The organism is Pseudomonas sp. OVF7 (assembly GCF_030644265.1).
Lineage (GTDB): Bacteria > Pseudomonadota > Gammaproteobacteria > Pseudomonadales > Pseudomonadaceae > Aquipseudomonas > Aquipseudomonas gorinensis.
In genome coordinates this window covers 3746719-3767920 of sequence record NZ_CP128996.1, presented here as the reverse complement: position 1 = coordinate 3767920, position 21202 = coordinate 3746719, and the positions used below count along the sequence as shown (strand labels likewise).

18 protein-coding genes are annotated in these 21202 nt (G+C 62.5%); 11 read left to right on the top strand and 7 right to left on the bottom strand.

What is annotated here, in order from left to right; translation table 11 throughout:
* Positions 1–144: 144 nt before the first annotated feature.
* The 11 genes from QU606_RS17265 to QU606_RS17215 all read left to right on the top strand — a co-directional run bounded on the left by QU606_RS17265 (position 145) and on the right by QU606_RS17215 (position 15086).
* Positions 145–426 (top strand): peptidylprolyl isomerase, encoded by a 282-nt coding sequence (locus tag QU606_RS17265; protein ID WP_069075821.1) that lies wholly within the window; start codon positions 145–147, stop codon positions 424–426.
* A gap of 131 nt (positions 427–557) precedes the next feature.
* Positions 558–2417: an extracellular solute-binding protein gene (locus tag QU606_RS17260; protein WP_102625771.1), complete on the top strand. Its 1860-nt coding sequence runs from the start codon at positions 558–560 to the stop codon at positions 2415–2417.
* Positions 2417–3478, top strand: coding sequence for a microcin C ABC transporter permease YejB (locus QU606_RS17255; protein WP_024075094.1), 1062 nt, complete (start codon positions 2417–2419; stop codon positions 3476–3478). The genes QU606_RS17260 and QU606_RS17255 overlap by 1 nt, the downstream gene beginning before the upstream one ends.
* A complete protein-coding gene (locus QU606_RS17250) occupies positions 3478–4500 on the top strand; it encodes an ABC transporter permease (RefSeq protein WP_024075093.1) in 1023 nt (340 codons plus the stop codon). The genes QU606_RS17255 and QU606_RS17250 overlap by 1 nt, the downstream gene beginning before the upstream one ends.
* A 10-nt stretch (positions 4501–4510) precedes the next feature.
* Positions 4511–6082, top strand: coding sequence for an ABC transporter ATP-binding protein (locus QU606_RS17245; RefSeq protein ID WP_102625544.1), 1572 nt, complete (start codon positions 4511–4513; stop codon positions 6080–6082).
* A 122-nt stretch (positions 6083–6204) separates the two neighbouring features.
* Entirely contained in the window at positions 6205–7602 is a 1398-nt protein-coding gene (locus QU606_RS17240) for a sigma-54-dependent Fis family transcriptional regulator (protein WP_304997242.1), read from the top strand.
* 292 nt (positions 7603–7894) lie between these two features.
* Entirely contained in the window at positions 7895–9286 is a 1392-nt protein-coding gene (locus tag QU606_RS17235; RefSeq protein ID WP_304997241.1) for a GntP family permease, read from the top strand.
* A gap of 7 nt (positions 9287–9293) precedes the next feature.
* Positions 9294–10067 carry a 3-hydroxybutyrate dehydrogenase gene (locus QU606_RS17230; protein WP_024075089.1) on the top strand — a complete coding sequence of 258 codons (774 nt, stop codon included), beginning with the start codon at positions 9294–9296 and terminating at the stop codon, positions 10065–10067.
* 66 nt (positions 10068–10133) lie between these two features.
* On the top strand, positions 10134–12086 hold the full coding sequence (locus QU606_RS17225; RefSeq protein ID WP_304997240.1) for an acetoacetate--CoA ligase: 1953 nt from the start codon (positions 10134–10136) through the stop codon (positions 12084–12086).
* A gap of 143 nt (positions 12087–12229) precedes the next feature.
* Entirely contained in the window at positions 12230–14767 is a 2538-nt protein-coding gene (locus tag QU606_RS17220; RefSeq protein WP_193690559.1) for a PAS domain-containing sensor histidine kinase, read from the top strand.
* Between the two features lie 43 nt (positions 14768–14810).
* Positions 14811–15086, top strand: a complete 276-nt coding sequence (locus QU606_RS17215; RefSeq protein WP_010564624.1) for a peptidylprolyl isomerase — start codon at positions 14811–14813, stop codon at positions 15084–15086.
* A 305-nt stretch (positions 15087–15391) separates the two neighbouring features.
* Here the strand turns inward: QU606_RS17215 and QU606_RS17210 are convergent, their stop codons facing one another.
* From QU606_RS17210 to QU606_RS17180, 7 genes are all read right to left on the bottom strand, one after another.
* Complete coding sequence (locus tag QU606_RS17210) at positions 15392–16300, bottom strand: sugar kinase (RefSeq protein WP_069075816.1); 909 nt, start codon at positions 16298–16300, stop codon at positions 15392–15394.
* Positions 16301–16400: 100 nt separating this feature from the next.
* The gene (locus QU606_RS17205; protein ID WP_304997239.1) at positions 16401–17609 is read right to left on the bottom strand and encodes an amino acid deaminase; all 1209 of its coding nucleotides are present in this window, start codon (positions 17607–17609) and stop codon (positions 16401–16403) included.
* A 9-nt stretch (positions 17610–17618) separates the two neighbouring features.
* A complete protein-coding gene (locus tag QU606_RS17200; protein WP_069075814.1) occupies positions 17619–18383 on the bottom strand; it encodes an IclR family transcriptional regulator in 765 nt (254 codons plus the stop codon).
* A 275-nt stretch (positions 18384–18658) separates the two neighbouring features.
* On the bottom strand, positions 18659–19048 hold the full coding sequence (locus tag QU606_RS17195; RefSeq protein ID WP_010210958.1) for a RidA family protein: 390 nt from the start codon (positions 19046–19048) through the stop codon (positions 18659–18661).
* Positions 19049–19074: 26 nt separating this feature from the next.
* Positions 19075–19857 (bottom strand): amino acid ABC transporter ATP-binding protein, encoded by a 783-nt coding sequence (locus QU606_RS17190; RefSeq protein ID WP_102624555.1) that lies wholly within the window; start codon positions 19855–19857, stop codon positions 19075–19077.
* The gene (locus QU606_RS17185) at positions 19854–20516 is read right to left on the bottom strand and encodes an amino acid ABC transporter permease (protein WP_069076372.1); all 663 of its coding nucleotides are present in this window, start codon (positions 20514–20516) and stop codon (positions 19854–19856) included. The genes QU606_RS17190 and QU606_RS17185 overlap by 4 nt, the downstream gene beginning before the upstream one ends.
* 11 nt (positions 20517–20527) lie before the next feature.
* The gene (locus QU606_RS17180) at positions 20528–21190 is read right to left on the bottom strand and encodes an amino acid ABC transporter permease (RefSeq protein WP_010564617.1); all 663 of its coding nucleotides are present in this window, start codon (positions 21188–21190) and stop codon (positions 20528–20530) included.
* Positions 21191–21202: the final 12 nt, after the last annotated feature.

Sequence of the window (21202 nt, the reverse complement as noted above, 5' to 3'; positions counted from 1 at the left end):
CCATAGGTGGCCGTTACCGCAGCAACGGATATGCCCCCAAACCTCCAACCCACCCACCAAGAGAACACCACCCCAAGGGAACTTTGCCAACAAATAACCACCTGAATCCGGTACGCTCACCTTTTTATTCAAGGAGTTACTCCCATGGCCAAAGCCACTGCCCGTCACATCCTGGTTGCCACTGAAGACAAGTGCAACGAACTCAAGGCCCAAATCGAAGGCGGCGCCGATTTCGCAGAAATCGCCAAAGCCAACTCCACCTGCCCGTCCAGCCGCCAAGGCGGCGACCTGGGTTCGTTCGGTCCAGGCCAGATGGTCAAGGAATTCGACACCGTCGTGTTCAGCGCCCCGGTCAACACCGTGCAAGGCCCGGTGAAAACCCAGTTCGGTTATCACCTGCTGGAAGTGACCAGCCGTCAGGACTGATCCCGTCCGCGCTGATGCTTGAAACAACGGCCCGCCTTTTTGGTGGGCCGTTGTGCATGGGATGACTGGCGATGCCCTGGCCGTTAGCGTACAAATCCCTATTCTTCTTCACCCGGCGCTCAAGGCTGATAATGCGACTGGCTTTTTCGACTCTGTTTGGCTCCGCCCTGGCCCTGCTGCTGGCCAGCACGGCCGTGATCGCGGCCCCGCAAACCTACCTGACGGTGTACGGCGAACCGGCCAAGTACGCTGCCGGCTTCACCCATTTCGACTACGCCAACCCCAACGCGCCCAAGGGCGGCAGCCTGCGGCGTTCGGCGATCGAGATCGGGCGTTTCGACCATGTGCTGCCCTATATCGACAAAGGTATCGGCGTGTCTCAGGTCGACGGCTGGCTGTATTCGCCCCTGGCCCTGCGCTCCCTCGATGAGCCCTACACGGTCTATGGCCTGGTGGCCGAAAAGATGGAACGGGCCGACGACGGCCTGTCGTTGCGTTTCTACCTCAACCCCAAGGCGCGCTTTGCCGATGGCAAGCCGATCACCGCCGAAGACGTGCGCTACAGCTTCGATTTGCTGATGACCCAGGGCAGCCTGCGCTTTCGCACCCTGTTCGCAGACGTGAAACACGTCGAAGTCGAAGGCGAGCGCCAGGTGCGTTTCGAATTTTCCAGCAATGAAAACCGCACCCTGCCCCTGGATATCGCCACCCTGCCGGTGTTCCCCGAGCACTGGTGGAAGACCCGCGACTTCGCCAATGGCGGCGGCTACGAAGCGCCACTGGGCAGCGGCCCGTACAAGGTCGGCAAGATCGACTCGGGCAGCACCATTACCTTTACCCGTAACCCAGACTGGTGGGGCAAGGACCTGCCCGTCAGCCGCGGCCTGTACAACTTCGATCACCTGAGCCTGGAATACTTCGGCGACACCGAAGTGGCGCGCCAGGTATTGCGCGGCGGCGCCTATGACTTCAACCGCGAATTCTCCGCCACCGGTTACTCCATCGGCTACAACGGCCCGGCCCTGGATGACGGGCGCCTGCAACGTGCACACCTGGCCAAGGAAATGCCGCAACCGGCCCAGGGCTATGTGTTCAACGTGCAGAAACCGATGTTCAAGGACCGCCGCGTGCGCCAGGCCCTGGCGATGCTCTGGGATTTCGAATGGGCCAACCGGCAGATGATGCGCAACCTGTACATCCGCCAGCAGAGCTACTTTTCCAATAGCCCGCTGGCCGCCAGCCAGTTGCCCACCCAGGAAGAACTGAAAATCCTCGAACCGCTGCGCGGCCAAGTGCCCGACGAAGTGTTCACCCAGGTGTTCAAGGCGCCGGTCACCGACGGCAGCGGCATGATCCGCGACAAGCAACTGCAAGCCCTGGCCCTGTTGGAAGAGGCCGGCTGGAAGCCCGAAGGCGACAAATTGGTCAACGCCGAAGGCGAGCCGCTGGAGTTCACCTTCCTCAATGCCCAGGCCGGCCTGGAACGCCTGTTGCTGCCCTACAAGCGCAACCTGGCGCAGATCGGCATCACCCTGAATATCCGCCGCATCGACTCCTCGCAGTACGTCAACCGCCTGATGACCCGCGACTACGACATGATCGTCACCGGTTTCCCGGTCACCACCTCGCCGGGGATGGAGCTGTACAACTACTTCGGCTCCAGCGCTGCGTTCGACCCGGGCGCGAACAACTACATGGTGCTCAAGGACCCGGCCGTCGACACGCTGATCAAGGGCCTGGTCAAGGCCGACACCCAGGCGCAGATGCTCACGTATGCCCACGCCCTGGACCGCGTGCTGCAATGGAATTACCTGTGGATTCCCAACTACTACCCGCCCGGCACCTCTGCCGCGTGGTGGAACCGCTTCGGGCGCCCCGCCATCGAGGCCAAGAACGACGAGGCCTTGGAAACCTGGTGGGAAATCAGCCCCACGCCACTGACGAATGAACAGATGAATGCCGAGCTGAAAAAACGCGGGGGGACGCGCTGATGTTTGCCTATATCGTGCGGCGCCTGCTGCTGATCATCCCAACCCTGGTGATCATCCTGTTGGTGAATTTCGTGATCGTACAGGCGGCGCCCGGTGGCCCGGTGGAACAGGCCATTGCCCACCTGCAAGGCATCGGCGGCGGTGCCGTCGGGGGTTCCTCCGGCGAAGGCCTCAGCAGCGGCTCGCGGGCCAGCCGTGGCCTGGACCCGAAACTGATCAAGGACATCGAGAAACAGTACGGCTTCGACAAGCCGGCCCCGGAACGCCTGTGGTTGATGCTCAAGAGCTACGCCCAGCTGGATTTCGGCAACAGCTTCTTCCGGGGTTCAACGGTGATCGACCTGATCCTGGAAAAGATGCCGGTGACCATCTCCCTCGGCCTATGGGCCACGCTGATCACCTACCTGGTGTCGATCCCCCTGGGCATTCGCAAGGCGGTGCGCCATGGCAGCAACTTCGATGTGTGGAGCAGCACCGCCATCGTCATCGGCTATGCCATGCCGGCGTTCCTGTTTGCCATGTTCCTGATCGTGGTCTTCGCCGGCGGCACGTCGCTGAACTGGTTCCCGGTACGGGGCCTGGTCTCGGAAAACTTCGACGAGCTGAGCACCGTGGGCAAGATCGCCGACTACTTCTGGCACCTGGTATTGCCGGTCACGTCACTGGTGATCGGCGGGTTTGCCACCTTGACCATCCTGACCAAGAACTCGTTTCTCAATGAAATCACACGCCAGTACGTGGTCACCGCCCGTGCCAAGGGCCTGAGCGAACGCCGCGTGCTGTACGGCCATGTGTTTCGCAATGCGATGCTGCTGGTGATCTCCGGGATTCCCCAGGCGTTTATCAGCGTGTTCTTTGCCGGCTCGCTGCTGATCGAGGTGATCTTTTCCCTCGACGGGCTTGGGCGCATGAGCTACGAAGCCGCCGTGTCCCGCGACTATCCGGTGGTGTTCGGTTCACTGTTCATCTTCACCCTGTTCGGCCTCTTGATAAAACTGATCGGCGACCTCTGCTACACCCTGGTGGACCCGCGTATCGACTTCGCCGCGAGGAACGCCTGATGCTCAACCTGTCTCCCGTGGCCCGTCGACGCTTCGAGCGGTTCAAACAGAACCGGCGCGGCTGGTGGTCGCTGTGGCTGTTCATCGGCCTGTTTATCCTGACCCTGGGCGGCGAGTTGATCGCCAACGACAAGCCCCTGGTGCTCAGCTACAAAAACGAGCTGTATTTCCCGGTGTTCAAACGCTACACCGAGCAGCAGTTCGGTGGCCAACTGCCGTTCCAGGCCGACTACCGCAGCGACTACGTACAGAAGCTGATCAAGCAGGACGGCGGCTGGATGCTGTTCCCACCGATCCCGTTCAGCGACGACACGCCCAACTACGAGCTGACCCGCCCTGCCCCGAGCCCGCCCTCGGCGGTGAACTGGCTGGGCACCGACGATCAATCGCGCGATGTGCTGGCTCGGGTGATCTTTGGCGCACGGGTGTCGATCCTGTTTGCCCTGGCGCTCACGGCGATCAGCGCGAGCATCGGCATCGCCGCCGGCGCCTTGCAGGGGTATTACGGCGGCTGGGTCGACTTGCTTGGCCAGCGCATCCTCGAAGTCTGGTCCGGGCTGCCGGTGCTGTACCTGCTGATCATCCTGTCGGGCTTTGTCGAACCGAATTTCTGGTGGCTGCTGGGGATCATGGCGCTGTTTTCCTGGCTGGCCCTGGTGGACGTGGTGCGCGCCGAGTTCCTGCGCGGGCGCAACCTGGAGTACGTCAAGGCCGCACGGGCATTGGGCCTGGGCGACGGCAAGATCATCCGCCGGCATATCCTGCCCAACGCGATGACCGCCACCCTGAGCTACCTGCCGTTTATCTTGACCGGGGCGATCTCCACCTTGAGCGCACTGGACTTCCTCGGCTTCGGCATGCCGGCCGGCAGCGCGTCGCTGGGTGAGTTGATCGCCCAGGGCAAGCAGAACCTGCAAGCGCCGTGGCTCGGCTTGACGGCGTTTTTCACCTTGGCGCTGATCCTGTCGCTGCTGGTCTTTATCGGCGAGGCATTACGTGATGCCTTCGACCCCCGTTCATGAGTGACTGCAGATGAACCTGATCGAAATTCGTGACCTGTGCGTCGCCTTCAGTGGCCAGACCGTGGTGCACAACCTGAGCCTGGACGTGCGCCCCGGCGAGTGCCTGGCGCTGGTGGGCGAGTCGGGCTCGGGCAAGTCGGTGACCGCTCACTCGATCCTGCAACTGTTGCCCGAGGCCGGTACGCAAACCACCGGGTCGGTGAAATATCGCGGCCAGGAACTGATCGGCGCGCCGGCGACCACCCTGCAAAAGCTGCGCGGCAATCGCATCGCGATGATCTTCCAGGAGCCGATGACCTCGCTCAACCCGTTGCACAGCATCGAAAAGCAGATCGGCGAAACCCTGCTGCTGCACAAGGGCCTGGGCGGCAAGGCGGCGCAGGCGCGCATCCTGGAACTGTTGGGCCTGGTGGGCATCCAGAAACCCCAGGAACGCCTCAAGGCGTATCCGCACCAACTGTCCGGCGGCCAGCGCCAACGGGTGATGATCGCCATGGCCCTGGCCTGCGAGCCACAACTGCTGATTGCCGACGAACCCACCACCGCGCTGGACGTCACCGTGCAGCGCAAGATCCTGCTGCTGCTCAAGTCCCTGCAACAACGCCTGGGCATGTCGATGCTGCTGATCAGCCACGACCTCAACCTGGTGCGCAGCATCGCCCAGCGGGTGTGCGTGATGCATGCCGGCGAGATTGTCGAGCAGGCCGCCTGCGAAACCTTGTTCACCGCGCCGCAGCATCCCTACAGCCGCCTGCTGCTGGATGCGGAGCCGGCGGGCGACGTGTTGTGCGGCGAGGAGCGCGAGACCGTGTTGCAGGTGGACGACCTGAGCGTGCAATTTCCTCTCAGCGGTGGGTTGTTCCAGCGCAAGACCTACCTGCGCGCCGTGGACGGCATCAGCCTCAGCGTGCAGCGCGGCAAGACCCTGGGCATCGTCGGTGAGTCGGGCTCGGGTAAATCCACCCTGGGCCAGGCGATCCTGCGCCTGCTCGACTCCACCGGCAGCATCCGCTTCCAGGGTAAAGCCCTCGACCCGCTCAACCACCACCAGATGCGCCCGTGGCGCAAGCAGATGCAGGTGGTGTTCCAGGACCCCTACGGCAGCCTCAGCCCGCGCATGTCGGTGCAGCAGATCATCAGCGAAGGCCTGGAAGTGCATGCACCGTGCAGCCTGGCCGACCGCGAAGCGCAGGTGATCCAGGTGCTCAAGGAGGTCGGCCTCGACCCCGCCAGCCGGCATCGCTACCCACACGAGTTTTCCGGCGGCCAGCGCCAACGTATCGCCATCGCCCGCGCGCTGGTGCTCAAGCCGGCGCTGATACTGCTCGACGAACCCACCTCGGCCCTGGACCGCACGGTGCAGAAGCAAGTGGTGGCATTGCTGCGCGAGTTGCAGGAAAAATACGGCCTGACCTACCTGTTTATCAGCCATGACCTGGCGGTGGTGCGCGCCATGGCCCATGACATGATCGTGATCAAGGATGGCAAGGTGGTGGAGCGCGGGCCGAGCCATGCGGTATTTGAATCGCCACAACATCCCTATACCAAGGAACTGCTGGCCGCCGCGCACATCCCCTTGTAGGAGCGAGCTTGCTCGCGAAGAATCCAAGTACGCCACGTTCTTCCAGATGTACCGCGTTATCGTTGACGACCTTCGCGAGCAAGGACTAGCCGTCCGCCTCGCTCCTACAGGATTCTGCCGGCATGAACATCACCGAAAACCTCAAGGATTACGAACAGGTTCGCGGCCTGGCGATCCAGTCGCTGTTCGAGATCATCGAGCAGTCCAGCGAAGGCACGGTGATTGTCGATCGCGACGCGAATATCGTGTGGATGAACGAGCGCTACGCCAAGCGCTTCGGCCTCAAAAGCGCCGACGAAGCCATCGGCCAGCCTTGCGAACGGGTGATCTCCAACAGCCTGTTGCGCCAGGTGGTGCGCAACGACCAACCGATTCTGCTGGATATCCAGGACACGCCCAAAGGCCCGCTGGTGGTGATGCGCCTGCCGATCCACAACAATGCCGGCACGGTGATTGGCGCGATTGGCTTTGCGCTGTTCGATGAGCTGCGCAACCTGTCGCCGCTGATCGAGCGTTACCTGAGCATGCAGGCGGAACTGGCCTCCACCCGCTCGCTGCTGCGTTCGCGGCAGAGCAAGTACAACTTTGCACACTTTATCGGCACCAGCGCCGCCAGCCTCGACGTCAAACGCCGGGCGCGGCGCAGTGCGAGTGCCGAGTCGCCGGTGTTGCTGCTCGGCGAAACCGGCACCGGCAAAGAGCTGCTGGCCCAGGCGATCCACGGCGCATCCAAGCGTGCGCACAAGGCGTTTGTCAGCATCAACAGCGCGGCCGTCCCCCACGACCTGCTGGAAGCCGAGTTCTTCGGCACCGCCCCCGGCGCGTTTACCGGTGCCGACCGCAAGGGCCGGCCCGGCAAATTCCAGATCGCCCAGGGCGGCACGCTGTTCCTCGATGAAATTGGTGACATGCCCCTGCCCCTGCAAAGCAAGCTGCTGCGGGTGTTGCAGGAAAAAGAATTCGAACCGGTGGGCTCCAACGAGATGCTGCACAGTGATGTACGGGTCATCGCCGCCACCTCCATGGACCTGGAGGCGGCGATCAAGCGCGGAGAGTTTCGCGCGGATTTGTACTACCGCCTGAATGTGCTGCCCATTCAGGTGCCGCCATTGCGTGAGCGCCTGGAGGATATTCCCGCGCTGAGCGAAGCGATCCTCGAAGAACTGCACAGCCAGCATGAACTGGACCGTGAAGCCCTCGTGTTGTTGGCGCAGCATGCGTGGCCGGGGAATATCCGTGAACTGCGCAATGTGCTGGAGCGGGCAGCCTTGTTGAGCGATGACCTGGTATTGAATGCCGCCGAGATTCGCGCGGCGATCGGCACGTTCAGCCCGGTAGCGCGCAACGAAGTGAAAACGGTCGAAGGCGAGACGTTCGCGGCGGCGCGAGCGCGGTTCGATCGGCAGTTGATTGCGGCAACGCTCGAGGCCTGTGAAGGGAATGTGGTGGAGGCGGCCAGGCGATTGGGGCTTGGGCGGTCGACGTTGTACAAGAAGATGGTCGCACTGGGCATCGCCTAGTCTCAAAGTAGAGACTTGATTCTCCAGACAAAGACAATCCCTGTGGGAGGGGGCTTGCCCCCGATAGCGCCGGATCAGTTAACAAATAAGTGACTGACACTCCCTCATCGGGGGCAAGCCCCCTCCCACATTTGAGCTATGTTTGTCTCCAGATTGAGACAGAATCTGGAACCTCTCCCGAAAAACCAAAAAATATCCATATATTTCAACAAGTTAAATAATTGGCATACATCTCGCTATAGCCCTCCCCACAGCTTTACCCACAACAATAACAATCCGATGGAGACACACCATGAGTGTGATCATTGCCCTGGCAGCCCTCGCGCTGCTGATGCTGGCTGCCTACCGTGGCTATAGCGTTATCCTGTTTGCCCCCATCGCCGCCCTCGGCGCTGTCCTGCTCACCGACCCGTCCGCTGTCGCCCCTGCGTTTACCGGGGTGTTCATGGAAAAAATGGTTGGCTTTATCAAACTGTACTTCCCGGTATTCCTGCTCGGTGCGGTGTTCGGCAAGCTGATCGAGCTGTCGGGCTTCTCGCGCTCGATCGTGGCCGCGGCGATCCGCTTGCTCGGTACGCGCCAGGCGATGCTGGTGATCGTGCTGGTCTGCGCCCTGCTCACCTACGGCGGCGTGTCGCTGTTTGTGGTGGTGTTCGCGGTGTACCCGTTCGCGGCAGAGATGTTCCGCCAGAGCAATATCCCCAAGCGCTTGATCCCGGCGACCATCGCCCTCGGTGCGTTCTCATTCACCATGGACGCCCTGCCCGGCACGCCGCAGATCCAGAACATCATCCCCAGCACCTTCTTCAACACCACCGCCTGGGCGGCCCCCTGGCTGGGGCTGATCGGTACGATCTTCGTGTTCTGCGCCGGCATGCTCTACCTCGCCCGCCAACGCAACAAAGCGCAACGGGCCGGCGAAGGCTACGGCACCGAGCTGCGCAACGAGCCGGAAACCGCCGAGAACCTGACCCTGCCCAACCCGTGGATCGCGCTGTCGCCGCTGATCCTGGTGGGGGTGATGAACCTGCTGTTCACCCATTGGATTCCACTGTGGTACGGCAAGACCCACAGCCTCAGCCTGCCGGGCATGAGTACGCCAGTGACGACCGAAATCGCCAAGCTCACCGCGATCTGGGCGGTGCAGGCGGCATTGCTGGTGGGCATCGTGATCGTGCTGGTGTTTGGCTGGTCGGCAATCAGAAGCAAGCTGGCCGAAGGCAGTAAAAGCGCGGTCAGCGGTGCGCTGCTGGCAGCGATGAACACCGCCTCGGAATACGGCTTTGGCGCGGTGATCGCCTCGCTGCCGGGCTTTCTGGTGCTGGCGGACTGGCTCAAGGGCATCCCCAACCCGCTGGTCAACGAAGCGATTACCGTGACCCTGCTGGCGGGGATCACCGGCTCCGCGTCCGGCGGCATGAGCATCGCCCTGGCGGCCATGTCCGAGAGCTTTATTTCAGCGGCCCATGCGGCCAATATCCCCCTTGAAGTGCTGCACCGGGTCGCGGCCATGGCCAGCGGCGGCATGGACACCCTGCCCCACAACGGCGCGGTGATCACGCTGCTGGCGGTTACCGGGCTGACCCACCGCGAAGCCTACAAGGACATTTTCGGCATCACGATTATCAAGACCCTCGCGGTGTTCGTGGTGATCGGTACTTTCTATGCCACCGGCATTGTGTGAGGTTTTCATGACGACATTGAACGGCAAGACCGCCTTGGTCACCGGTTCCACCAGCGGTATCGGCCTGGGCATCGCCTTGAGCCTGGCCAAGGCCGGCGCCAACCTGATCCTCAACGGCTTTGGCGACGCCAGCGCGGTGATCGCCCAGGTGCAGGCGTTCGGCGGCAAGGTCGGGCATCACCCCGCCGACGTCAGCGACCCGGCGCAGATCGCCGACATGATCGCCTATGCCGAGCGCGAATTCGGCGGCGTGGATATTCTGGTGAACAACGCCGGCATCCAGCATGTGGCGGCGGTGGAAGACTTCCCGGTGGAACGCTGGGACGCGATCATTGCGATCAACCTGTCTTCGGTGTTCCACAGCACGCGCTTGAGCCTGCCGGGCATGAAGGCCAAGGGCTGGGGGCGTATCGTCAATATCGCCTCGGTGCACGGCCTGGTCGGTTCGGTGGGCAAGGCCGCGTATGTGGCGGCCAAGCATGGCGTGATCGGCCTGACCAAGGTGGTGGGCCTGGAGACCGCGACCGGTAACGTGACCTGCAACGCAATCTGCCCAGGCTGGGTGTTGACCCCGCTGGTGCAGAAGCAGATCGATGATCGCGCGGCCAGTGGCGTCGACCCGCAACAGGCGCAGCATGATTTGCTGGCCGAGAAGCAGCCGTCGCTGGAGTTCGTGACACCGCCGCAGTTGGGCGAACTGGTGCTGTTTTTGTGCAGTGAGGCCGGCGCCCAGGTGCGGGGTGCGGCGTGGAATATCGATGGTGGTTGGCTGGCTCAATAAAACCTGACACTGGAGATCTAAACTCTATCGTTTGGAAGACCTGTACAAGAACAAGAGACCTTGCTGATGTCCGAGATCCTCTGGCAACCCTCCCCCGAACGCATCCGTAACACCCGGATGGACCAGTTCCGGCGCTTTATCAATGATCGCCACGGCGTGCAGCTCAGCGACTACCCGGCCCTGCACCAGTGGAGCATCGACCAGCGCCCGGACTTCTGGCAGGCGATCGTGGCCTTTTTCGACGTGCAGTTTCGCAGCCCGCCCAGCGCGGCGCTGATCGAAGGCACCGAGATGCCCAGCGCCCAGTGGTTCCCCGGCGCGACCCTGAACTTTGCCGAACACCTGCTGCGCCGTCGCGACGATCACCCCGCCGTGGTCGCCATCAGCGAAGACGGCCAACGCGAACAACTGACCTACGCCGAACTGGCCGCCCATGTCGCCGGCCTGCAAAAAAGCCTGCGCGCGGCCGGCGTCGGGGTGGGCGACCGGGTGGCGGCATGCATGCCCAACACCTGGCAAACCCTGGTCGGCATGCTTGCCACCACCAGCCTGGGCGCGATCTGGTCGTGTTCATCGCCGGACTTCGGCACCCAAGGTGTGATCGACCGTTTCGGCCAGATCGAGCCCAAGGTGCTGATCACCTGCGCCGGTTACCGCTACGCCGGTAAGGACATCGACCAGAGCGCCAAACTCAACGAGATCCTCGCACGCCTGCCGTCCCTGCAGCAGTTGATCATCGTGTCGTATGCCCGGCCCCAGGCGCGGGTCGAGGATTATCGGACCGAGGCCCGCGTCGCGCTGTGGAGTGACTTCTACCAACCCGGCGGCGCACCTGAATTCGTCGCGGTGCCGTTCGACCATCCGCTGTACATCCTCTATTCCAGCGGCACCACCGGCGTGCCCAAGTGCATCATCCACGGCACCGGCGGCGTGCTGCTCACCCACCTCAAGGAGCACGGCCTGCATGCTGACCTGTCCGGCGAGGACTGCTTGTTTTACTACACCACCTGCGGCTGGATGATGTGGAACTGGCTGGTCTCGGTCCTGGCCCTGGGTGCCACGGCGGTGCTGTATGACGGCTCGCCCTTCCACCCCGGCCCCGAGCGTTTGATTGACCTGATCGACGCAGAAAAAATCAGCGTGTTCGGCACCAGCCCCAAGTTCCTCGTCACCCTGGAAAAGGCCGGATTGCAACCGCGCCTGAGCCATGACCTGGGCAGCCTCAAAGGGCTGATTTCCACCGGCTCGCCGCTGTCGCCGCAGAGCTACGACTATGTGTACCGCGAGATCAAGGCAGAGCTGTGCCTGTCGTCGATGTCTGGCGGCACCGATATCGTCTCCTGCTTTGTGATCGGCAACCCGGTACTGCCTGTGCGCCGCGGCGAAATGCAATGCAAGAGCCTGGCGATGGCGATCGAAGTGTGGGACGACCAGGGCCGACCGTTAATCGGTGAAAAAGGCGAACTGGTGTGTACCCGGCACTTCCCGGCCATGCCCATCGGCCTGTGGAATGACCCGCAGCAGCAAAAACTGCGCGCCTCGTATTTCAGCCAGTTCCCGGGCGTCTGGGCCCAGGGCGACTATGCCGAGCAACGCCCCAATGGCAGCCTGCTGATCCATGGACGCTCCGACGCAGTGCTCAACCCCGGCGGCGTGCGCATCGGCACCGCCGAGATTTATCGCCAGGTGGAAAAAGTCCCGCAGGTGCTGGAGAGCCTGGCCATCGGGCAACGCTGGCAGGACGACGTGCGCGTGGTGCTGTTCGTGCGCCTCAACGATGGCGTTGAACTGGATGCGGCCCTGGAGCAGCAAATCCGCCAGGTGATCCGCGCCAACACCACGCCACGCCATGTGCCGGCGAAGATCCTCGCCGTCACCGATATCCCCCGCACCATCAGCGGCAAGATCGTGGAATTGGCGGTACGTAACGTGGTGCATGGCGAGCCGGTGAAAAACACTGACGCCCTGGCCAACCCCCAGGCCCTGGCGCAATTTCGCGACCGTCCTGAGCTGGCTTGAGGTGGAACGGTTTCAGCCCTGAGACATTCATTTGAAGACAACGCCCAAATGCATGCTACTTTTCGAGGGGTAGCCAGCCGTTCCCGACTCACGGGATAATCTGTTCTTTGTCATTTTCAAAGCGTTACGCTCAGGGCATTGTCATGAAGGGAACATCCACCGACAGCGAAGCCGCTGCATTGATTGCGCGGCTGGACTGGGCGCGCAGCCCTCTCGGTGAGGCCAATGATTGGCCGCAGAGCTTGCGTACCGCCGTGGATATCGTCGTCAACTCGCCGATGCCGATGCTCCTGCTGTGGGGCGACCAACTTATCCAGCTCTACAATGATGGCTTCGCGCGCCTGGCGGGCAACAAACACCCCGGCGCCCTGGGCCAGCCGGCACACGCGACCTGGCCGGAGCTGCAAGACTTCACCGCACCGATCTATGACGCCGTGCTCGGCGGCCAGGTGCGCACGTTCACCGAGCAGCGTTTCGTACTGCAACGCGATCATCGCGACACTGAAATCTGGCTCGACCTGACCTACAGCCCGATCCGCGACGAAAGCGGCGCCGTGGCCGGCATCCTGGTCACCGCCATCGAGACCAACGAACGCCGCCGCAAGGCCCTCGAACTGCAACAGCGTTCCGAAGACAGCCTCAAGGCCCAGCACAACACTGAACAACGCCTGCAACTGGCGCTGGCCGCCACCGATGCAGTGGGCACCTGGGACTGGGACATCGGCGAAGACCGCTTTATCGCCGACGCGCACTTCGCCTTCCTGCATGGCGTCGACCCCAACGAAGCGAGTCTCCTGCCCATCAGCGATTACCTGCAAGGCGTGCACCCGGAAGACCGTGGCACGGTGGCGCGCAGCATCAAGCATTGCATCACCCATGGCACCGAATACGCCGAGGAATACCGCCTGCTGCAAGCCGATGGCCAGGTGCGCTGGGTATTCGCGCGCGGGCGCTGCTATAAGGACCCGCAGGGCCGCCCGGCACGCTTCCTCGGTGCCGCGCTGGACCTTACCGAACGCAAGCATACCGAACAGGCCTTGCGCCAAAGCCAGACCGAACTGCAACTGATCATCAACGCCATGCCGGTGCTGATCGGCTACGTTGACCATGAGCAACGCTTTCGCCTGAACAACAGTGCCTACCTCGATTGGTACGGCATGACGCCCCAGGAGCTGTATGGCAAGAGCATCCGCGAAGTGCTCGGCGATGAGGTGTATGCCGGGCGCGAGGACATGATCACCGCCGCGCTGGGGGGCAAGGCGTGCAGTTTCACCACCATTACCCCCCATCACGATGGCCGGCCGCGCCATGCGTTGATGAAGTACCTGCCGCGCTTCAGCAATGACGGCTCGGTCAACGGTTTCTACATCTTTGTGATCGATGAAACCGAACGCAAGCTCACCGAAGAAGCCCTGCGCAACCTCAATGAGAACCTCGAAGAACGCGTCGCCCAGCGCACCCAGGCACTGGCGGAGGCCAACCAGCGCCTGCAAAACGAGATGTTCGAGCGTGAACGCGCCGAAGACGCCCTGCGCCACGCGCAGAAAATGGAAGCGGTGGGCCAGCTCACCGGCGGCATTGCCCATGACTTCAACAATATGCTCACCGGCATTATCGGCAGCCTGGACCTGATGCAACGCTATATCGCCGCCGGGCGCAGCGACGATATCGGCCGCTTTGCCGACGCCGCCGTAGCCTCGGCCCATCGTGCCGCCGCCCTCACCCACCGTTTGCTGGCGTTCTCGCGGCGCCAGTCGCTGGACCGGCGCCCGACCGACCCCAATCAACTGGTGGCCTCCCTGGAGGACCTGTTCCGCCGCACCAAGGGCGCGCATATCACCCTGAAAGTACAGCTGGGCCGCGATATCTGGCCGGTGAACACCGATGCCAGCCAGCTGGAAAACGCCCTGCTCAACCTGGTGATCAACGCCCGCGACGCCATGCCCGACGGCGGCGAGCTGCTGATCGAAACCGCCAACAGCTACCTGGACGGCACCGACATCACCACCCTCGAACCGGTCAAGGCCGGTGACTACGTGATGCTCGGCGTGAGCGACAACGGCTCCGGGATGGCGCCGAAGATCCTTGCCAAGGCGTTCGATCCGTTCTTCACCACCAAGCCGATCGGCCAGGGCACCGGCCTGGGCCTGTCGATGATCTATGGCTTTGCCCAGCAGTCCGGCGGCCATGTGACCATTCAAAGCGAACCGGGCCAGGGCACCTGCGTGCGCCTGTACCTGCCGCGGCTGCATGGCACCGCCCTGGAAAGCAGCCTGCCGCCGCACTCGAGCGAAGCGCCAGTGGCCCTGGCCGGTGAAGCGGTCGTGGTCGTCGAGGACGACCCCGCCGTGCGCATGCTGGTGGTCAATGTGCTCGACGAGCTGGGCTACACCGCCCACCAGGCGGCGGACGCCCGTGCTGCGCTGCCGCTGCTGGAGTCGGACCTGCGTGTGGACCTGCTGGTGACCGACGTTGGCCTGCCCGGCATGAACGGCCGGCAACTGGCGGAAATCGCCCGCCAGCATCGCCCGGGCCTGCGCGTGCTGTTCATGACCGGTTACGCCGAGAAAGCCGCCGAGCGCCAGGGGTTCCTGGAGGACGGCATGGACATGGTGGCCAAACCGTTTTCCATCGACCTGTTGGCGACCAAGATCCGCAGCATGATCAGCGTGGTCGAATGAGTTCAGGCATAATCGCGCGCCGTCGCACACCTGGTAGAGAACCATGAAAGCCCAAGCCCGTCATATCCTGGTGAAAACCAGCGAAGAAGCCGAACAACTCAAGCAGCGCATCGCCAAGGGCGAAGCCTTTGATGTGCTGGCCAAGAAATACTCCACCTGCCCGTCCGGCAAGCGCGGCGGCGACTTGGGCGAAGTGCGGCCGGGGCAGATGGTAGGGGTGATCGATGCGGTGATCTTCAAGAAGCCGGTGAAGGTGGTTCACGGGCCGATCAAGAGCAAGTTTGGCTATCACCTGGTGCAGGTGTTTTACCGCGATTGAGGCTATGACTTAAGACCCCCATCGGGGGCATGGGTATCTACACAACGTTGGCTCAACGCTGAACGCGCGGCAGACAGGGCTGTTGTGGCGAGCGGGCTTGCCCCGCGTTGGGCTGCGTAGCAGCCCCAAAACCAACCTCTACAGAGTGTCTGATGCACCGCGTTCTTCTTTACTGGGGCTGCTACGCAGCCCAACGCGGGGCAAGCCCGCTCGCCACAGGGAGATTTGTCGGGGGGCAGAAAAGTTACGTAGATACCCATGCCCATCGGGGGCAAGCCCCCGATCCGCCGCAGGCGGCCATTCACTTACTCCCTGGGGATCAGCGCCCCCGGCACCTGGATAACCCGGCTCGCCAACCGATGCCCGGCCAACGCCGCCGCCTCCGGCGAGCCCCCCTTGAGCCGACTGGCCAGGTACGCCGCACTGAATGAATCCCCCGCCGCCGTGGTATCCACCACCGTCTCCACCTTCAGCGCCGGCACGGCAAAGCGCTTACCGTCGCAACGGATCAAACAGGCCTGCGCACCACGCTTGAGTACCACTTCGGCAATCGCCGGGTACGCCGCGAACACCTGTTCGCTGTCGGCGTACCCAAACAATGCAAGCTCGTCATCTTCGGTCAGCAAGGCGATATCCACCTCGGCCAGTACTGTGCGATACGCCTCACGGGCAACGTCCACCGTGGCCCACAGCCGCGGCCGGTAGTTGTTGTCGAACACCACTTTGCCGCCACGCCGACGGGTTTCGATCAGGGCCTTGAGCAAACGCGCGCGCCCGATATCACCGATTACCGCCAGGGTAATGCCGCTGAAATACACCACGTCATAACCGGGTAATGCCGCCAGGATCGGCGCGGCGGCCGGCGTGGTAAAGCAGTCACGTACCGCCGCTTCATTACGCCAATAGAGAAACTTGCGCTCGCCGTGCGCATCCGTCTGGATGCAGTACAACCCCGGCAAACGCCCAGGCAGGCGCTGGACCCGGCCCAGGCCAAGCCCCTCTTCCTGCCATTGCGCGCACATCGCATCGCTGAAGCTGTCGTCGCCCAGGGCAGTGACATAGTCGACGCTGCCGATGTCGCCCAGCTCACGGCGCAGGTACACCGCCGTGTTGAGGGTGTCGCCGCCGAAACTTTGTTGCAGGCTGCCGTCGGCGCGGTGTTGCAGTTCGATCATGCATTCGCCGATCAAGGCGATGCGGGGATGGGTGGTCATGGTTGCTGTCTCGGGGGGCTGATGGCCTCATCGGGGGCAAGCCCCCTCCCACACCTTTCAAATGTGGGAGGGGGCTTGCCCCCGATAGGCGCGACACGGTCTAGAAGCAGGTATGCAGGGACTCGATCACCTGCAACTGCTCATCCACCAGGCAACCGACCTGCCACTTGTCAAAGGTCAAGCAAGGGTGGGAGGTGCCAAAGGAAATGATGTCGCCAATGCGCAGTTCAACGTCCGGGGCCACGGTCATGAACGCGTGCTGATCCATCACTGCCGTGACGTTGCAGGCGCTCACATCCTCCCCTTCCGCTGGCAGGATCCCCGCTCGGTAGCGCTTGAGCGGCACCGGCAGGCCGGCGTCGTAGGCCACATCGCGCTTGCCCAGGGCGATCACCGCGAAGCCTGGCTCGGGCAGCGATTGCACATGGGCCCAGACTTCCAGCGCCGGCCGCAGGCCCTCGCTGAGGTCGCTGCGGCGCTCAAGTACACAGCACTGCGCCGCTTTGTAGATACCGTGGTCATGGGCCACATAGCTGCCAGGGCGCAACACGCTGAGGAAACGACCGGCAGCGTTCTGCGCCTCGAACGACTCGGCAATCAGGTCGTACCAGGCCGAGCCCGAGGCGGTGATGATAGGTTTGGCCAAGTCGAACGCACCGTTGTTTTGCAAGTCCACGGCCAGGCGTACCAGGCTGGCGGCGAAGTCACGGACGCCGCTGATGGCGTGCTCGCCATGGATCACGCCTTCATAGCCTTCGATACCGGTGAGGGCCAGGGCCGGCTGGGCCTTGATCGCCTTGGCCAGGTCTCGCACCGCCTGCTCGCTGCGGCAGCCACAACGGCCGCCGACCACGCCGTACTCGATCATCACGTTCAGGCGCAGGCCACGGGCGGCGAAGAACAGCCCCAGATCGGCGACGTTGTCCGGGTGATCGACCAGGCAGTGGAAGTCGAAATCCCCATCGGCCAGCAGGTCGGCGATCAACGCCATGTTCGGCGCGCCCACCAGTTGGTTGGCCATCAGTACACGCCGCACGCCACCTGCATAAGCCGCGCGAGTCTGCACCGCGGTGGCCAGGGTAATGCCCCAGGCACCGGCCGCCAGCTGGCGCTGGAACAGCGCCGGCATCATGCTGGTCTTGCCGTGTGGCGCAAGCTGCGCGCCGCTGTGGCTGACGAAATCCTGCATCCAGCGGATGTTGTGCTCCAGGGCATCGCGGTGCAGGACCAGCGCCGGCAGGCTGACGTCACGGACCAGGTGGGCGCCGACAGCAGCGGCGCCCTTTTCAACGGCATTGATGGCAGACATGGAAAGCTCCTATTCGTTGATGCGACGGGCCAGGTTGTTGGCGCTTTCGATCAACACCCGGCGATAGTCGTTGTAATGAGTGCTGGCATCGGCCCTCGGGGCGACGATGCACAAGGTCGCAATGCTGATGCCTTGCGCGTCCCGAACCGGGGCGGCAAAACAATGGGTGAAGGTGTCGGCCACGCTGTCGAAGGAAAAGAAGCCATCGACCGTGGCCTGGCGGATTTGTGCGAGGAAGGTCTCCAGCGGCAGGCGCTGGCCGTCCGGCAGGATGAAATCCTCAGGGTCGATCAGGTCGACGATCTGCTGATCGCTCAAGTGCCCCAGCAGCAGGCGCCCGGACGCGGTCCACGGGATCGGCGCGTTCTCACCGATATCCGAAGAAATACGGAAATGCCGCTCGCCTTCGCGCATCAGCGCCACCGTGTATTTACGCCCGTTGAGCAGGCACATCTGCGCGGTTTCGTGGGTCTGGCTGACGATCTCCTGCAAGGCGTGGTCAGCCTCGCGGGTCAGGTCGAAATGACGCAAATGCGCCTGGCCGAGAAAGTACAACTGGCGGCCGAGGTAGACGTGACCGTCCTTGCCCACGGTTTCGAGAATGCGCCGTTCCAGCAAGGACGCGACCAGTTCGTAGACGGTGGACTTGGGGCTGCCGATACCGTTGGCAATATCATTCGGGCGCAGGGGCTGCCCGATTTCCTTGAGAAAGTCGAGGATATCGAACGCACGGTCCAGGCCTTTGGCGCGACGTTTGATGGTGTCTTCGGTCATGGCAATTTTCGATCCGGTCGAAAGGGTGGGGCTGGCGCAGGTCCATTGTGGGAGGGGGGCAAGCCCTAATGCCGTTCAGTTAAGGCTTTTTTGTAGGAGCGAGCTTGCTCGCGAAAAACTCACAGGCGCCGCGTTCATTCAGGAAACACGCGTTATCGTTGACGTTTTTCGCGAGCAAGCTCGCTCCTACAGAAGGCGATGTACGCTTAACTGAACGGCATTAGGGCAAGCCCCCTCCCACATTGGATTTCCTGTGGTCTCAAGAGTGGGGCAATTTAGCCTTTTTTCTTGTAGGCCACGCAATCAATCTCGACCTTGCAATCAACCATCATGTTGGCCTGCACACAGGCCCGCGCCGGGGCGTGTTCGGGGGTGAAGTATTCGCCGAACACTTTGTTGAAACTCCAGAAGTCCCGGGGGTCTTCCAGCCACACGCCCACACGTACCACGTCTTTCAATTCGTAGCCGGCTTCTTCAAGGATCGCCACCACGTTGCGCATGGTCTGCCGGGTTTGCTCGATGATCCCGCCCGTGATGATTTCACCGTCCACCGCTGGCACCTGGCCCGAGACGTAGAGCCAGCCGTCCGCTTCCACCGCGCGGGCGAAAGGACGCGGCTGACCACCGCCGGCGGTGCTGCCGGCGCCGTAACGAGTAATGCTCATAACTGTTTCTCCTGCTGACTGACCATTTAAAAACGAATGTTTTTCAGAAATTCCGCCAGGCGCGGCGATTGCGGCCGTTCGAAGATGTCCTTCGCCGAGCCCTGCTCTTCAATACGCCCCTGGTTCATGAAGACGATCTTGTCCGACACCTCATAGGCAAAGCGCATTTCGTGGGTGACCAGCAACATGGTCATGCCCTCCTCCGCCAGGCCCTTGATCACACTGAGCACCTCGCCCACCAATTCCGGGTCGAGGGCCGAAGTGACTTCGTCGAACAGCATCAGGCTCGGGTTCATCGCAATCGCGCGGGCGATCGCCACACGCTGCTGCTGGCCGCCTGAGAGCTGACCGGGAAAGTGATTGCGGCGTTCCAGCAAGCCAACGCGATCCAGCCATTTTTCGGCCAGGGCCACCGCTTCGTCCTTACCCATCTTTTTGACCTTGAGCAGGCCAAGGGTAACGTTCTGCAACGCGCTCAGGTGCGGGAACAGGTTGAACTGCTGGAACGCCATGCCGGTCATCGCGCGGTGCTGGGCAATCACCCGTTCAGGGTGACGTACACGCTTGCCGGCGATTTCGCTGTAGCCGATGGACTCACCGTCGAGGGTAATCTGCCCGCCCTGGAATTCTTCCAGCAGGTTGACGCAACGCAACAACGTGGTCTTGCCCGAGCCGCTGGAGCCGATCAACGTCACCACGTTGCCGCGCTGCATGGACAGGTCGACGCCCTTGAGCACTTCGACCTGCCCATATTGTTTACGCAGGCCGCGAATGTTCAGCAGCGGTTCGGTTGTTTGAGGTTGGTTCATGGCAAGGCCACCCGCTTTTCAATGTAGCGCCCGAATAACTCGATGGCGTAGTTGATGACAAAGAACATAAAGCCTGCGAACAGGTAGAACTCCAGGGTCATGAAGGTGCGCGCGATCACCTGCTGGGTACTCAACAGCAGTTCGGCCACGCCGATCACCGACAACAGGGTCGAGGCCTTGACGATTTCCGTGGAGGAATTGACCCAGGTCGGCAGGATCTGCCGCAGCGCCTGGGGCAACAGCACGTAGCCCAGGGACTGGTAGAACGTCAGGCCAATCGCCTTGCCCGCTTCCAGTTGCCCACGGGGAATGGCTTGCAGCGCGCCGCGCACGATTTCCGAGACGTGGGAACCGCAGAACAGCGTCAACCCGACGGCACCGGCCTGGAACGCGGTGATTTGCCAGCCGAGCGCCGGCAGCATGTAGAAACACGCCAGCACCAGCACAAACACCGGCGTGCCACGGATCAAGTCGACATACACGCGAAACGGCGCCCGCATCCAGAATTTGCCGTAGGTCAGGATCAACCCGGCGACGATGCCGATCAGGGTGCCGAAGATAATTGCCAGCGCCGACACGTACACACTGGTCTGGAAACCCGCCCAGAGGGTGTCCCGGGCGATCCACAACTCATGCAACCAGCTGGGGGATTCGTACATGGAAACCTTCCTTAACGACGGATCGCCAGACGCTGTTCCAGGTAACGGAGCAGCATGGCAATGAGGTAACAGGCAGCCACATAGAGCGCGGTCGTGACCAGCCAGGTTTCAATCACCCGGTAGCTTTCGACGTTGATCTTGCGGGCGTAATAGGTCAGCTCCGGCACCGCGATCGCGGCCGCCAGTGAGGTGTCCTTGAACAGCGAGATAAAGTTGTTGGACAGCGCGGGCAGCACGTTGCGCAGCATCACTGGCACGGTGATGTAGGCACGGATTCGCCACTCGCCCAGGCCAATCGCCAGCCCGGCTTCACGCAACCCCTTGGGAATATTCAACAACCCGGCACGGAACACTTCGGTCAGGTAAGCACCGGCGTACAGCGACAAGGTAATGATGAACGAGGGGATCTTGTCCAGGCGGATGCCCAGGCTGGGCAAGGCGAAGTAGATCAACAGGATCAGCACCAGGATCGGCGTGTTGCGTACTACCGTCACGTACACCGAGGCGAGGATACGCAACGCCCGGTGCCTGGACAGCATGGCAAACGCCATCAACAGGCCGATCACGCAGCCGATGGCGATCGACAGCAGTGCCAGCTCAAGGCCCAGCCACAACCCCGCGAGCAAGGTGTCGAAATCACGCCACACGGCGGCAAAGTTCAACTGATAGTTCATGGTCAACGGTAC